Source organism: Paeniglutamicibacter kerguelensis (assembly GCF_017876535.1).
In the GTDB taxonomy this organism is placed as follows: domain Bacteria; phylum Actinomycetota; class Actinomycetes; order Actinomycetales; family Micrococcaceae; genus Paeniglutamicibacter; species Paeniglutamicibacter kerguelensis.
Genome location: NZ_JAGIOF010000004.1, coordinates 64,996 through 79,332, shown reverse-complemented (window position 1 = coordinate 79,332; position 14,337 = coordinate 64,996). Strand labels below are relative to the sequence as shown.

At 64.7% G+C, this 14,337-nt stretch carries 11 protein-coding genes and 2 tRNA genes; 8 read left to right on the top strand and 5 right to left on the bottom strand.

Annotated elements, in window-relative coordinates:
- Positions 1-29: 29 nt before the first annotated feature.
- Positions 30-1,073, top strand: a complete 1,044-nt coding sequence (locus JOF47_RS19835) for an EamA family transporter (protein ID WP_210002171.1) — start codon at positions 30-32, stop codon at positions 1,071-1,073.
- On the opposite strand, the gene JOF47_RS19830 is transcribed toward JOF47_RS19835, so the two are convergent.
- Genes JOF47_RS19830 through JOF47_RS19820 form a run of 3 tightly spaced genes read right to left on the bottom strand, consistent with a single transcriptional unit; the run spans position 1,054 to position 4,741 of the window.
- Positions 1,054-1,662: a TetR/AcrR family transcriptional regulator gene (locus JOF47_RS19830; RefSeq protein WP_210002169.1), complete on the bottom strand. Its 609-nt coding sequence runs from the start codon at positions 1,660-1,662 to the stop codon at positions 1,054-1,056. The genes JOF47_RS19835 and JOF47_RS19830 overlap by 20 nt on opposite strands.
- Positions 1,659-3,977 (bottom strand): YhgE/Pip domain-containing protein, encoded by a 2,319-nt coding sequence (locus tag JOF47_RS19825; RefSeq protein ID WP_210002167.1) that lies wholly within the window; start codon positions 3,975-3,977, stop codon positions 1,659-1,661. Before JOF47_RS19825 ends, JOF47_RS19830 begins: the two co-directional genes overlap by 4 nt.
- Positions 3,974-4,741: an ABC transporter ATP-binding protein gene (locus JOF47_RS19820; RefSeq protein ID WP_210002165.1), complete on the bottom strand. Its 768-nt coding sequence runs from the start codon at positions 4,739-4,741 to the stop codon at positions 3,974-3,976. Before JOF47_RS19820 ends, JOF47_RS19825 begins: the two co-directional genes overlap by 4 nt.
- A 154-nt stretch (positions 4,742-4,895) precedes the next feature.
- Between JOF47_RS19820 and JOF47_RS19815 the strand changes: the two genes are divergently transcribed.
- Positions 4,896-5,924, top strand: coding sequence for a lactonase family protein (locus JOF47_RS19815; protein WP_210002163.1), 1,029 nt, complete (start codon positions 4,896-4,898; stop codon positions 5,922-5,924).
- A 239-nt stretch (positions 5,925-6,163) separates the two neighbouring features.
- On the opposite strand, the gene JOF47_RS19810 is transcribed toward JOF47_RS19815, so the two are convergent.
- Positions 6,164-6,240: transfer RNA gene (locus JOF47_RS19810), tRNA-Arg, on the bottom strand.
- 380 nt (positions 6,241-6,620) lie between these two features.
- Between JOF47_RS19810 and JOF47_RS19805 the strand changes: the two genes are divergently transcribed.
- The 5 genes from JOF47_RS19805 (at position 6,621) to lepB (ending at position 11,902) form a co-directional block, all read left to right on the top strand.
- Positions 6,621-8,051, top strand: coding sequence for a GH1 family beta-glucosidase (locus JOF47_RS19805; RefSeq protein WP_210002161.1), 1,431 nt, complete (start codon positions 6,621-6,623; stop codon positions 8,049-8,051).
- 116 nt (positions 8,052-8,167) lie between these two features.
- A complete protein-coding gene (locus JOF47_RS19800; RefSeq protein ID WP_210002159.1) occupies positions 8,168-8,785 on the top strand; it encodes a methyltransferase family protein in 618 nt (205 codons plus the stop codon).
- Positions 8,786-9,172: 387 nt separating this feature from the next.
- Positions 9,173-9,706, top strand: coding sequence for a hypothetical protein (locus JOF47_RS19795; RefSeq protein ID WP_210002157.1), 534 nt, complete (start codon positions 9,173-9,175; stop codon positions 9,704-9,706).
- 181 nt (positions 9,707-9,887) lie between these two features.
- On the top strand, positions 9,888-11,387 hold the full coding sequence (locus tag JOF47_RS19790) for a multicopper oxidase family protein (RefSeq protein ID WP_245357076.1): 1,500 nt from the start codon (positions 9,888-9,890) through the stop codon (positions 11,385-11,387).
- Positions 11,384-11,902, top strand: coding sequence for a signal peptidase I (lepB, locus tag JOF47_RS19785; RefSeq protein ID WP_342592873.1), 519 nt, complete (start codon positions 11,384-11,386; stop codon positions 11,900-11,902). Before JOF47_RS19790 ends, lepB begins: the two co-directional genes overlap by 4 nt.
- A gap of 114 nt (positions 11,903-12,016) precedes the next feature.
- Here lepB and JOF47_RS19780 read toward each other — a convergent pair.
- A tRNA-Arg gene (locus JOF47_RS19780) sits at positions 12,017-12,093 on the bottom strand.
- Between the two features lie 305 nt (positions 12,094-12,398).
- Here JOF47_RS19780 and JOF47_RS19775 point away from each other — a divergent pair.
- A complete protein-coding gene (locus tag JOF47_RS19775) occupies positions 12,399-14,228 on the top strand; it encodes a phosphoenolpyruvate carboxykinase (GTP) (protein ID WP_210002153.1) in 1,830 nt (609 codons plus the stop codon).
- Positions 14,229-14,337: the final 109 nt, after the last annotated feature.

The window sequence follows — 14,337 nt, the reverse complement described above, 5'->3', positions numbered from 1 at the left end:
ACATGGTCATTCGGTGGGAAGGTGGGCATGTGAAACCCCGCGATATGCTCCTTGCCCTGCTCGTCGCCCTGCTCTGGGGACTGAACTTCCTGTTCATCGACCTGGGGCTGCGCGACACCCTGCCGCTGGTGTTTGTGGCACTGCGCTTTGCCGCTGTTGCCTTCCCGTTGGTCTTCTTTGTGCCGAAGCCCAATGTCGACTGGAAGGTTGTTGCCGGCATCGGGTTGACCATGAGCGCGGGGCAGTTCGGGTTGCTTTTCACCGCGATGCACCTGGGGCTGCCCACCGGGCTTGCGCCGGTGGCGCTGCAGGCGCAAATGTTCTTCACCATCGCACTTGGCGCCCTGTTCCTGCGTGAGTACCCGACGCGCCAGCAGATCGTGGGATCGGTGTTGGGCATTGCGGGGCTGACCGTGGTCGGGCTCGGCCGGGTTGCCTCGCTGCCGGAGGGCGCGGCCTTGGCAACGGTGTTGGTTCCGCTGGTGGTGTGCGTAGCCGCGGGCTTCAGCTGGGGCATCGGAAACGTCATTTCGCGTTCGGCCTCGGGCGCATCGGGCCTCGGTCTGGTGGTGCATTCGGCGCTGTGGGTGCCGGTTCCGATGCTGGGTCTTTCGCTGCTGCTCGATGGCCCCGCTGCCGTGGGAGACGCGTTGACCACGATGGGTCCGGAAACCTTGTGGGGAGTGGTCTTCACGGCGCTGGTGGCATCGCTGATTGGATACAGCATCTGGAACACCTTGCTGGGGAAATACCCCACCGCCAAGGTGGTGCCCTTTACCTTGCTGATCCCGGCGATCGGCATGGGCAGTGCCGCGCTGGTGCTCCGCGAATACCCCAACGACCTGGAAATCGCCGGGGCCGCGGTGCTGGTCCTGGGGGTTGCCGTCGGGACGCTGCGCTTCAAGCCGCGGGCAAAGGCGCCGGCAGGGCCAAAGGCCGAGCGGAAGGCGACCGAAGGACACGGTTCCCCCGAGGCCTGTTCGGGCGGGACCACCGGGCAAGCTGCGGGGCAAGCTGCGGGGCAAGCCGCCGGGGAGCCGGGGGAGGCGAAACCTAGCGCAGTGGCGCCGTGAATGCCATGACGGCATCCACGCAGCCCTCCACGCTACGTTCGGGATGGAAGACGTGCCTGTCCCTGCCCAGGATCAACGCGGCGCCGAAGATTGCTGTGGCCAACGCATCGAGGTCCACCGCGGGCGAGCCCGGGGCCGGCGGTCCGTCGGCGGCCATCCGCCCCAGCGCCGTGCGCACCAGCGAGATGACCTCGTGGCGCATCTGGGCCAGCGACGCCGCCCAGGCGCTGTCGGCCTGCCACTGCTCGGAAATCCACAGCTGGGCGAAAGAGGGGTATTCGGCGATGAACTCCAGCGCGCCGGAAACCATCAGCCGCAGGCCGAGGTCGGCATCGGCGTGCCGGGCCCCGTCATCGAGCCGCTCGAAGAGGATCGCCGCACCGTAGTTCAGCAATTCGCCGATCAGCTCGCCCTTGGACCCGAAGTTGTAATACACGGTGCCCTTGGACACGCCCGCGGCCTTGGCGATCTCATCGACGCTCACCGCGTGGTGCCCGCGGGTGCCGATCAGCTCCATCGAGGCGCTGAAGAGCCTGTGCTTCGAATCGGTGACCCGCACGCGGGTGCGTGGGGACGGGGTCTCGCTCATGCGCTCAGCTCCGGTTGCAGTGTCTTCAGGGTCCAGGTCTTATGCAAGCGTACTGCGATCGTGCTGGCAACCAGGCCCAGGATCGTGTAGCCGACCAGGCCCGCGACGATGGGTCCGAGCACGCTGAGGTCCGCGCCGTACATCAGGTGGCGCAGCCCGGTGACGACGTGCCCCATGGGCAGCCAGCGGTGTGCCACGTGCAGGGCGTCCGGGGTGGTTTCCCACGGGAAGGTCCCGCCGGAGGAGACCAGCTGCAGCACCATGAGCACCAGCACCACCATCTTGCCGGGGGTGCCCAGCAGCGCGCAGATGCCCTGGATGATCGCCGTGAACGCCATGGACGCCAGCAGGAACAATCCCCAGGTCATCCACGGGTGCGCGGTGTTCAGGCCGAGGCCGAAGAGCACCACGGCGTAGAGGATCGTGCCCTGGAGCATCGAGATGCCCAGGAACGGCAGCCAGCCGCCCACCGCGATCTTCCAGTTCGCGGCGTTGGAGGCCAGTGCGCGCTTGGTGATCGGGCGCATGATCTGCACCAGGATGAACGCTCCGATCCAGATGGCAAGGGTCATGAAGAACGGTGCCAGGCCCTCGCCGTACACGCTGGCCTTGGCCTGGTCGGTGCGCTTGATGTCCACGGGGTCGCCGATGACGGAGGAGATCTGTTCGCGCGTGGTCGGGTTCGGGTTGGGAACCTCCGCGCTTCCGTCGGCCAGCTTGGTGCTCAGTTCCCCGGCCCCGTCCTTGAGCTCGGTGGCACCCGAACCGAGTTCGCCGACCCCGTCGCCCAGGTCCGTCACGCCGGCCACGAGCGTGCCCGTGCCCTCGTGCAGGGTGTTGGCGCCGGCGGCGAGGGAACCCGCGCCGGTGTCGAGTTTCTTGGCGCCGGCCAGGGCGTCGCGTTGGCCGCCGGCCAGCGTCGAGGCGCCGGAAGCCAGGGTGTGCGCACCGTCGTTGAGCTTGGAGGCCCCGGCGGCGGCATCGGAAATGCCGGACTTCAGGGCGGGCATGGCCCCGGCGAGTTGGCCGGTTCCGTCGGCGAGTATGGAGAGGCCTCCGGAAAGTTCCTTGGCGCCGGCGGCAACCTGGGCCGAGCCGTCGGCCAGTGCCGATATCTGCGAGCGGGCCGTTGCCAGCTGCTTCTTGGTGTCCGCAACCTGGGTTTCGATGCCGCTGGAACCCGCGGTCTGCTTCACTGCGGCGGTCAGTTCATCGGCCTGGGCCTGGGTGATGGCCCCGGACTTGATGAGTTCCGCGGTGCGGGCATCGAGCGTGGCCTTCGCCGCGTCGAGGCGTTTTTCCGCGTCCTTCTCCAGGGCGGTGATGGTGTCCGCCGCCTGGCTGACCTTGTCATTCAGGGCCTTGTTGCCCGCAGCGACCTGGGCGGCGCCGGTCGAGAGCTTCTTGGAGGCCTCGGCCGCGGTGTCCGCGCCGTCGTCGAGTTGCTTGGTCTTGGCGGGAAGCTCCTTGGTCTTGGACTTGAGCTGGCCCAATCCCGCGTTGAGGTCCTTGGTGCCGTCCGCCAGCGTGCCGGCGCCGTCGGCGAGCTGGTCGGCTCCCTTGGCCAGCTTCTTTTGGCCGGACACCAACGACGAGGTGCCTTGGTGCAGGGTGTTGGCGCCGTTGCCCAGGTCCCCGGCACCGGTGTCCAGCTTGGTGGCCCCTTCGTTGAGGGAGCCCACGCCGTCGGCAAGGGTGCCCACTCCGTCGGAGAGCTTCACGGTTCCGGTGTGCAGGTCCCCGGCGCCGTCCGCGGCCTTGACCATGTTGGTGTGGATGTCGGAGAAACCGGTGAGCAGGGCGTCGGCGGTTTGCGTGCCGACCTCCTTGGCCACGGTGTTGTGGACCTGGCCGGCGAGCTTGTCTGCGAAGGTGCCGACCATGTAGTTGTTCGCGTCATTGGTGGTGATCTTCAGGATGGCCTGCTGGGCCTTCTCGAAGTCGCCGGGGGAGGCGAGGTTCGCCGAGAAATCCTTGGGGATGGTCATGGAGAAGGAGTAGTCGCCGCTGGCAACCCCCGCCTCGGCCTCGGCCTCGGATTTCACCACGGTCCAGCCGAAGGTGCCGTCGTCGAGCAGCTCCTTGGTGACGTCGTCGCCGACCTGCAGCTCCTTGCCGTCCTGCTCGGAACCGGCGTCGAGGTTCACGATGGCGGCCTTGACGTTGTGCAGGTGCGCGTAGGGGTCCCAGTTGGCGTAAAGGTACAGCGCGCCGTAGAGCAACGGGACCAGGCACATGGCAAAGATTGCCAGCCGCGGCAGGCGGCCGGAGGTCATGCGCTTGAGTTCGGAGAGCGCCAGGCGCAGCGTGGTCATCGGGTTTCCTTCGATGCTGTTGAAAAAACGGAGGGTTCCGGCGCTGCCGGAGCATCTTCCACGGGCGGAATGGAATCCGTTGCCGCGGCATCCGCGGTGGTCTCCGCGGTGCCGGGGGTTGCCGGCGGTTCGAACGCGTCATGTCGTTGAACGGCCCCGGCGTAGGTGCCGGCGCCCTCCCACCAGAGCGGAATGCGGGTCACGACGGCAACCACGGCGGGGGAACGGCGGCCGGCGGCCACCGTTTGCAGGTAGTCGATCCAGGATTCTTCCGGGATGCCGTGCCGGTCGGGGGAGTCGAAGACGGCCAGCTCAACCCGGTGGTCTTCGAGCGCCAAGTGCGTCAACAGTGCCAGCCGGTCCAGCGGGTCTATCGCATCGAGCCATGAGTCGGCCAGGTGGTCCATCCGGTGGCGCTCCATCCAGGAATCGATGCTGCTGCGCCGCCAGAGCGGGCCGGGCTGCAGGGCCAGGTCCTCGGCCACCAGGTCCCGGACCTTGAGGTGGGCCTCCGGCTCGTTGATTTCGGGCGAGTCGACAAGGGCGCTGATGCGTCGCACCGAACGCAGCGTGGAGTTGCCCGACCAGGCGACGCTTCCCGAGGAGGGGCGCATGCGTGCGCTCAGGCCCAGGGACAGTGCGGTTCGGGTCGGTTGCGGTTCGGCTTGCACCAACAGGATCTGCCCGCGGGCAACGGCGAGGCTGGTTGGTTCCAGCAGTGGTTGGTGGCGTCCGGCGATGGCCAGCGAGTTAGCGATAAGCACAAACCCAGAGTAAATCAAACTGACCGGTCAGTTCAAATAGTGTGGATGTCTGTTTTGACACTCTCCCGTGATTCGAAGGCCGGCGGCGACACAATCAGGTATCGATTGGCAGCCGACAGCGCCCGAAGGGGGCCGGTCGCGAGAAGATTATTAAATGGGAAACCAGTACTGGGTCGGCGCCTATTCGCCGGATGGCGGCGGCACAAGCCAAGGAATTCGTGCGATCGAGTATCGCAACGGGTCGCTGCATGACCTTGGGCTGGCCCACCCTGCCGATTCCCCTTCCTGGATCACCGCGCACCCTGGACTCCCCGTCATCTATGCGGCGCTCGAGCACCGTGGCGAAATCGCTGCCTACCGGGTCGTTTCCTCCAACAAGGTCGAATCCCTTGGCCGCCCCGTGGCTGCCGGCGCCCTGCTCTGCCACCTCACCCTTGACGCCGTGGGAAGCACGCTGATCGGCAGTTGCTACGGGGACGGCAGGGTCCTTGCCTACCCGATTGCCGCCGACGGCTCGCTGGGGGAACCACACTTGGCCGTGGCCTCGGAAGACCCCTATGCCAGGGAGGGCCACGCGCCGCGGGCGTCGCGCTCCCACCAAAGCGCCACGCTACGCAACGGCCGCATCATCACCACCGATCTGGGTCACGACAGCCTGCGCGTCTGGGATTTGGTGGCCGGCCAGCTGGTGTTGCGCCAACGCATCATCCTGAACAAGGGCGACGGCCCCCGCCACCTGGTTGAGCACCCCTCCGGCTTGATCTACGTGGTCACCGAACACAGCGTTGAAATCATCATGCTGGCCCCGAGCCAGGAGGGCGGCTACGAGGTCCGCTCTCGCACGGCATTGGGCGACGCGTTCATCCCCGGGGAACACTATCCCTCGGAGATATCCCTGGACTCGCGGGCCAACCGGCTCTACGTGGGAGTGCGCGGCGCGGGCTCGATCGCGGTGCTGGGTATCGGTGCCGACGGGGTGCCGCTGCCGATCGGCATGGAATCGTGCGCCGGCGATTGGCCGCGGCACCATGTTCAGGCAGGGCAGGCGCTGATCGTCGCAAACCAGCTTTCCAACACCATCGTGGCGTTCGGGCTGAATGCAGAGGACGGAAGGCCCGACCGCCGGCTGAGCTGCCTGAAGCTCGAGAGCCCGACGTGCCTCGCCGCCCAGACACTTCCCTGAAGTGGCTTGGGCCGGGCCCGCGCCTGAGGCGGGATTCCGGGGATCCCGGCAATACCGTGACCATGGCGGCGCGAAAAGTCCAAGCGGGCGGTCTCGATGTGGTCGCCACGGATACGGATGACGTGGCGGGACGCGCGTTCGTGTTGGTACGCGCCATTGGCATGGGGATCTCGAACTTCGCCCGGCTGGGAACCGCGCTGGAAAGCAGAAAAGCCACGATTTCTCGTGGCTTTTCTTGTTGGTGCGCCCAAAGGGATTCGAACCCCTGACCTTCTGTTCCGTAGACAGACGCTCTATCCAGCTGAGCTATGGGCGCATATTCAATTCGGTCCGTGCCTCGCGGCTCGACCTCGAACAACTATACATAGCTTTGGCCCGCTGGTCGATCCAAGCGGGCAAACAGTGCGCGACATCACGTCATCGTGGGGCGGGAGCCCCGATTTTGTCGGTGGCCGGCGTTGCTGCCGGAGGGGCGCTTCGGGGGCCACTGTCGCCGAAGTTTTCCGGTGGTTGATTTCCGGGCGGCACTGGGCAACAGTGAGATGGTGTCCCCGGTGGCCACGCCGCCCATTCTCGGTTTCTCCATGCTGGCCGGCGATTCCCTCGCCAAGCTCCGCTTCAAGTGGAAGCGGGCACCGTTCTCCGGCCGTGTCCGCGAAACCTCGGTCCAGGAATCATGGCAGGAGCCGTCAAGGAATGAAAAGCAACCTAGAAGCCCAAGAATTTCCATGGCCCCAGGGTTTCCTGTGGGGCTCGGCCACCGCAGCGGCGCAGATCGAGGGGGCGGCACGCCAAGACGGCAAAGAAGACTCGATCTGGGATGCCTTTGCCAGGGTGCCGGGGGCGATCTCGGGCGGGCACAACTTGGAAACCGCCGTTGACCACTACCACCGCTATGCCCAAGACGTGGGAATCATGAAAACCTTGGGACTGGATTCGTATCGGTTCTCCACCAGCTGGGCGCGTGTCGTCCCCGGCGGACGAACGGTGAACCAGAAGGGACTGGACTTCTACGGCCGGCTGGTGGACGAACTCCTCGAGGCCGGAATCCTGCCCTGGCTCACGCTCTACCACTGGGACCTTCCCCAGGAGCTCGAGGAACGCGGCGGATGGGCCAACCGCGAGACGGCCCACCGTTTCGCGGATTACGCCGAGGCCGTCCACGGAGCGCTGGGGGACAGGGTCGCCCACTGGACGACGTTCAACGAACCGCTGTGCTCGTCACTCATCGGATATGCCGCCGGGGAACACGCCCCGGGGAGAACGGAACCGCGCGCGGCCTTGGCAGCCGTGCACCACCAGCACCTTGCACACGGCCTGGTGGCCAAACGCCTGCGCGAGCTCGGCGCAAGGGAAATCGGCATCACCCTGAACCTCACCAACGCCGTGCCCAACGATCCAAATGACCCGGCGGACGAGGAAGCAGCCCGCCGCATTGATGCATTGTGGAACCGGATGTTCCTGGACCCGGTCCTGCGGGGTTCCTATCCCGCTGATCTGCTCCGCGACGTAGAGGGGCTGGGCCTCGGGGAGGTCATCCAGGACGGGGACCTGGAAACCATCCACCAGCCGATCGATTTCCTTGGGGTCAATCACTACCACGACGACAACGTCTCGGGGCATCCGCTGCCCGCGGGCGAAGCGGCGCCGCTGCTGCCGACAGGGTCCACGAAGTCATCCCCGTTCGTGGGCAGCGAATACGTGAGCTTTCCGAGCCGGAACCTGCCGCGCACGGCCATGGGCTGGGAGGTCAACCCGCAGGGGCTGCGAGTGCTGCTCAACCGGCTGGCGAACGACTACCCCGACCTGCAGGCCCTCTACATCACCGAGAACGGTGCGGCCTACGAGGACCGCGTGGAGGCCGACGGCAGTGTCGCGGATCCCGAACGCCGCGATTACATCATGGAGCACATCGGCGCCGTGGCCGGGGCCATCGAGGACGGGGTGGATGTACGGGGGTATTTCGTGTGGTCGCTGCTGGACAACTTCGAATGGGCCTGGGGCTACGGAAAGCGTTTCGGCATCGTCCGGGTCGACTACGACACCCAGGTTCGAACGATCAAGGACAGCGGTCTGGCCTACGCCGAATTGATTCGGGCGAGCCGCGAACCGAAAACGGCACGCTAGGGGAAAACCGTGGCCACGTCGAGGGGGCCGCTTCCCCCTGCCAATCAGGGCGTGCCACACTGAAAAATGACCGCAATCATGATGCGGCTGCCCGCCAATGAGAGGGGGTAAACCGAATGAAACCGCTACCGTTCGAGTCGTTGCCTGCCGCTACGGTCTTCGCGGCGGCGTTCGCCGGCTTTGTCTTGGTCAACCTTCAAATGGGAGGCGCGGGTTGGTGGGGTGGAGCCAGCACATTGCGGGAGCCCGCGCTGGACCGAGGGTCGTTGCTGGTCGTCGCGCTGACGACTGCCCTGGGGTTCGGCATTGGTTTTCCAGTTTCCAACAAGGTGTTGGCAGCCACGATCGCGCCTGACAGCCCCGTCACCAGGTGGTCCGTGTTCATCCTGGGGATCGTCGTCATGGTTGCCGGGTCGCTGTTCAGGCTGTGGGCGATCAGGACGCTGGGACACTTCTTTACCGCGGATGTCCGCGTGGTGGCGGGCCAGCACGTCGTAACCTCCGGCCCATACAGGCGTGTTCGCCACCCGAGCTACACCGGCTTGATCGTTGCGTTCGCCGGAATGGGCCTGGCGCTCGGAAACTGGCTTTCTCTGCTCGTTCTCATCGTTCTTCCGTTGGTTGGCTTGGTCTTCCGCATCCACGTTGAGGAAGCGGCCCTGCTTGCCAAGCTGGGCGATCCCTATGCGCAGTACATGTCCCGTACGAAGCGATTGCTGCCCGGGATCTGGTAGCGGCACAAGGTACCTGCTGTCCTTCGTTCCCGAAGGACAGCAGGTACCGCGCCATCAAGGGCGCGCGGAAGCGGGACTCCAGGACAGATCGCCGCGCCGCCGGGCCGCGCATTCGACCGCGGGTCTGGACCGGCGTTGTCATCTGGCTCGCCTATGGCGTCCTGTGCATCCCGAACGCCGTGCCCCGCAGCATGGAACACATCGGTGCCGCGGCCGGGGAATGTGTTCGTCGTCCACGAGGACCACGACGCTTCTTGAGCCGACTGATTCCCCGGACTCGGGATGTTTTCAACGGCATGCACCGGATGCTATCTGGCCCGCCAGCGATCCTCCCGCAGGTCAAGGCAAACATGGTTTCCCCAAGGTCGTATGCGGAAAATCATGGGCATGGGAACTGGTGTGGAACACAAGACCCGGCCTGCAAGGATCCGGCGGCGGCGCTTTATCTTCATCCCCCTTGCATTTTTGTGCATACTCGCCATCGGGCTCGGCTACCTGTTCGCCACGGCCGAGGCCAAGCCAAGCGTGCAGTTGGGGGCTCCGGGGGAGGTTCCCGGCGGCATCGCGATGATCACCGGCGTTGTCCCGGTTGAATTGGATGGATGGCAGTCGCCCTCTCCTGTCGCCGCCCTCCAGCAGGGTGTCCAGAAGGGGGCCCACCGGGTGCGGATCGAGGTGCAGTTCACGGCCATGGAGCCGGGCGGACTGCGGCTGGATCCGGCGGGCTTCATCGTCGACGGACTCGGCTCCGGTCGGCCCGGCCCGCTGTGGTCGTCTCCCGAATCCACACTCGTGGACGAAGGTGAATCGGTCAGTGCCACGATGGTTTTCGAACTGCCAAACAAGGCGATTGCCCTGGTTCTCGAAGGCCCAACCGGCAGCAGGCTCTCGCTCGGCAAGGAACACCATTCCGGTGGCTGATCGCCTGCGTTTCACGAAAGACCAGTCAGCTATTGGGAGGTGACTCGAAATGTCAGTATCAAGGCGGGAACTCATCAAATTTGGAGGGCTTGGGGGTCTTGGAATTATCGGTGCAGGTCTGGTGACGGTGCCGATTTCCACGGTTTCTGCGAAGTCCGCGAGCCAATTGAAGGACAGTGACATGCCCAGGCCGTATGCGGCCGCTTTCGTCCGGCCGCCGGTCTTGACACCGCAGTACGTCACGACGGACCCCGACGGCGCCAAGGTGAACCATTATCGGATCACCATGCGCCAGGCCTCCGCGCAGATCTTGCCGCGGAAGACTACCAACATCCTCGGATTCAACGGCATCTTCCCCGGCCCCACCATCGAGCTGGAACAAGGCACCCGCTCAATGGTGCACATGCGCAACCAGCTGCCGAAAAACCACCCGACGCTCGGCCATCTGCTTGCGACTTCCACCCACCTGCACGGCTCGGCATCACTGCCGCAGTATGACGGCTATGCCAGCGATGTGACTTTGCCCGGGTTCTACAAGGACTATTTCTACCCGAACTTCCAGCCTGCCCGCACGCTCTGGTACCACGACCACGGCGTCCATTTCACTGCCCAGAATGTCTATTCCGGCCTCGCGGCGATGTACATCATGCATGACAAGGCGGAGCGGGCGCTACTGCCGCAGGGAGCCTTTGACGTTCCCATTGTGATCAGTGACGCGATGTTCGCAGCGAACGGCAGCCTTGGCTACGACGACCGGAACCGTTCAGGCCTCTGGGGCGACGTGGTCCTGGTCAACGGCAGGCCCTGGCCGCTGATGAAGGTCCAGCCCCGGGTTTACCGCTTCCGGGTCCTCAACGCCTCGGTCTCGCGCTCGTACAGGCCGACGCTCAGCACGGGGGACCCTGTCTATGTGGTCGCCACCGACGGCGGGCTGATGCCGACGACCCAGGCCGTCAAGTACTGGCGCCACGGATCGGCCGAACGGTACGAGGTGCTGATCGACTTCAGCAAGTACAAGCCGGGCCAACGGATCGAATTGCGGAACCTGTCGAACGAAAACAACCGGGACTTCGACAACACGAACAAGATCATGGCCTTCGAAGTCGTCGCGCCGCCTAGCGAGAAGGAGATGAAGCTGGACCCGAAGTGGAACTACATCCCCACCACGCTGGTGGACAGCCACGTGATGCGGCTGACCAAGAACGACGCGGTCAAAAAACGCCAGTTCAGGGTGCAGCGGGGCGACGAGGACGGGCCGTGGAACATCAGCAGCATGACCTGGGAAGACGTCATCGCCAGCAACTTCAAGCTCGCCGGCGCGGACCCCAAGCTGGGCGCCGTGGAAATCTGGGAACTCGAGAACAAGTCCGGCGGCTGGTTCCATCCCATCCACATCCACCTGATTGATTTCCAGATCCTGAGCCGCAACGGCAAGCCACCCGCGGCCTGGGAACGGGGGCCGAAGGATGTGATGTACGTCGGAGAAAACGAGAAGATCCAGGTGATCATGCAATTCGGTCCGCACAAGGGCCGTTACATGGTGCACTGCCACAACCTCGTCCACGAGGACCACTCCATGATGTTCCAGTTCCGGGTGGGCCTGGGCGTGAATGATCCCGACGTCAATGATCCGATCTTGGCCGCGCCGGCCAAGCTGGACCCGGAAACAGGGCCGGCGTGAGCGCGGCCAGGACGGACCGCCCCGGCGCGCGGGCTCTTCCCCGGCGGCGGGGAAAGGCTGTTGCCGTCGTCCTCGCGGTGCTCCTTGCCTTGTCGTGCCGGCTCTGGATCCTGGAGCCGGTCGCCGTGGAATCGGACAGCATGGAACCCACGGTCGGTGCCGGCAGTCTGGTGTTTGTCTTCAAGCCGGGGCCGGAACTCTCCGGCGTGCATTCCGGTGATCTGGTGGTCTTCCCGTCCCCGGCGGACGGCACGCCCGTGATCAAGCGAGTGGTGGCCGTCGGAGGACAGCAAATCGAGGTCCAGGACGCCGTGCTGTATGTCGATTCGTCCCCCGTGAACGAGCCGTTCGTTGACTTGGCCACGATCGACGGAACCTACTATCCGCGCACCGAGGTTCCCGCCGGGACCGTTTTTGTCATGGGCGACAACCGGGAGCGATCCATCGATTCGCGCGACTACGGCCCCGTTCCGCTGGAAAGCATCGACGGACTGGTCCTCGGGCCGAGGCCCTGAGGCGCGGCCGCCAATCGCGCGGGTTCGGCGATATCGACGGAGCCCTTCACGACCCGAAGCGGGCAAACGGAAACCAAAAGCAGAAAAGCCACGATTTCTCGTGGCTTTTCTTGTTGGTGCGCCCAAAGGGATTCGAACCCCTGACCTTCTGTTCCGTAGACAGACGCTCTATCCAGCTGAGCTATGGGCGCATATTCAATTCGGTCCGTGCCTCACGGCTCGACCTCGAACAACTATACAGACGATTCCGGCTCACGCAAAATCGAAAGGCTCGGGCCAGTGATTGCGCAGTGTCTCAAATGTTGAGGTATACCGGTCTACGTGACCTTCGTCACTTAAGATCTGGACTTGCCGGGACCGAAGTCCCGAAAAATAGCGGTTTTGGTTTGAGCGTAACCCTGTTCCATGAATTTTGGCGACCTGAGTCACAGGACTTATTTTGGTCGGCAACCTAGCATCGACTTATTGCAAATTCAGCCCAATGGAGGGAATGGACATGAGCGAGAGCTCGGACCAGAAGGTCATCGATGCAGCACCGACTACGCATTCAAAGCTGGCAGCTTGGGTGCAGGAAGTTGCGGAACTGACGCAGCCTGACCATGTCTATTGGGTAGATGGCACGCAGGAAGAGAACGATCGACTGACCGCCGAACTCGTTGCTGCAGGCACCCTGAAGAAGCTCACGCACGAATCGTTCCCGAATTCCTTCGCTGCATTCTCCGATCCCAAGGACGTTGCCCGCGTCGAGGAACGCACCTTCATCTGCTCGGAAAACGAGCACGACGCCGGCTTCACCAACAACTGGATGGCCCCGGCGGTCATGAAGGAAAAGCTCAACGGGCTTTTCGACGGCTCCATGCGTGGCCGCACCATGTATGTCATCCCGTTCGTGATGGGCCCGCTCGACGCCGAGCAGCCACAGTACGGTGTTGAGATTTCGGACTCGGCCTATGTTGTCACTTCCATGCGCATCATGGCCCGCATCGGCAACGATGTGCTGCGCAAGATGGAAGCCGAGGACGCCTTCTTCGTTCCTGCGCTGCACACCGTGGGTGCCCCGCTGGCCCCGGGCGACGAGGATGTCGCCTGGCCGTGCAACGAGGACAAGTGGATCGTGCACTTCCCCGAAGAGCGCTCCATCTGGTCCTACGGTTCGGGCTACGGCGGAAACGCCCTGCTGGGCAAGAAGTGCTACGCCCTGCGCATCGCCTCGGTCATGGCCCGCGACGAAGGCTGGCTTGCCGAGCACATGCTCATCCTCAAGCTGACCAACCCGGAAGGCAAGAGCTACAACGTGGCGGCCGCTTTCCCGTCGGCTTGCGGTAAGACCAACCTGGCCCTGCTGGATCCGACCATCGAGGGATGGAAGGCCGAGACCCTGGGCGATGACATCAACTGGATGCGCATCGGCAAGGAAGGCGAGCTTCGCGGCGTCAACCCGGAATACGGCCTCTTCGGCGTCGCCCCGGGCACCGGCTGGTCCACCAACCCCAACGCCATGCGCGCCATCACCAAGGGCAACTCCATCTTCACCAACGTTGCGCTCACCGATGACGGTGGCGTTTGGTGGGAAGGCATGACGGACCAGGCGCCTGCGCACCTGACTGACTGGCTGGGCAACGACTGGACCCCGGATTCCGGCCGTGTTGCGGCACACCCGAACTCCCGCTTCTGCACGCCGATCGACCAGATCGACATGCTTTCCCCGGAGTACTACAACCCGGAAGGCGTGGAAATCCACGCCATCCTCTTCGGCGGCCGCCGCAAGACCACCATCCCGCTGGTCACCGAAGCCCGTAGCTGGACCAACGGCATCTTCATGGGTTCGACCCTGTCCTCGGAAACCACCGCAGCCGCTGCCGGTGCCGTGGGCGTTGTCCGCCGCGACCCGATGGCCATGCTGCCGTTCATCGGCTACAACGCCGGCGACTACCTGAACCACTGGGATTCCATCGAGGGCAAGGCCAACCCGGCGCGCCTGCCCAAGATCTTCCTGGTCAACTGGTTCCGACGCAACGCCGAGGGCGGGTTCGCCTGGCCGGGCTTCGGGGACAACTCCCGCGTGCTGAAGTGGGCCATCGATCGTATCGAGGGCAAGGCCGACGCCCGCGAGACCCCGATCGGCTACGTTCCGACCGGCGACTCCGTGGACCTGACCGGCCTGGACATGACCCCGGCCGAGGTCGAGGCCGCTGTCACCGTCGACAAGGACGAATGGATCACCGAGCTGGCCAGCATCGAGGAATGGTACGCCAACTTCGGTGATGCCCTGCCGGATTCCCTGCAGGCCGAACTCGACGGACTGAGGGAACGCCTGGGCGCCTAGTCCAGGTATGTAGGCATCGCCCGGCGGGCCGGGGTGCGGATTGGTTTCCGCACCCCGGCCCGCCGTTCTTGTTCCCCGGCCCGGCAAGGCTCCGCGAACCGGCGGGCGT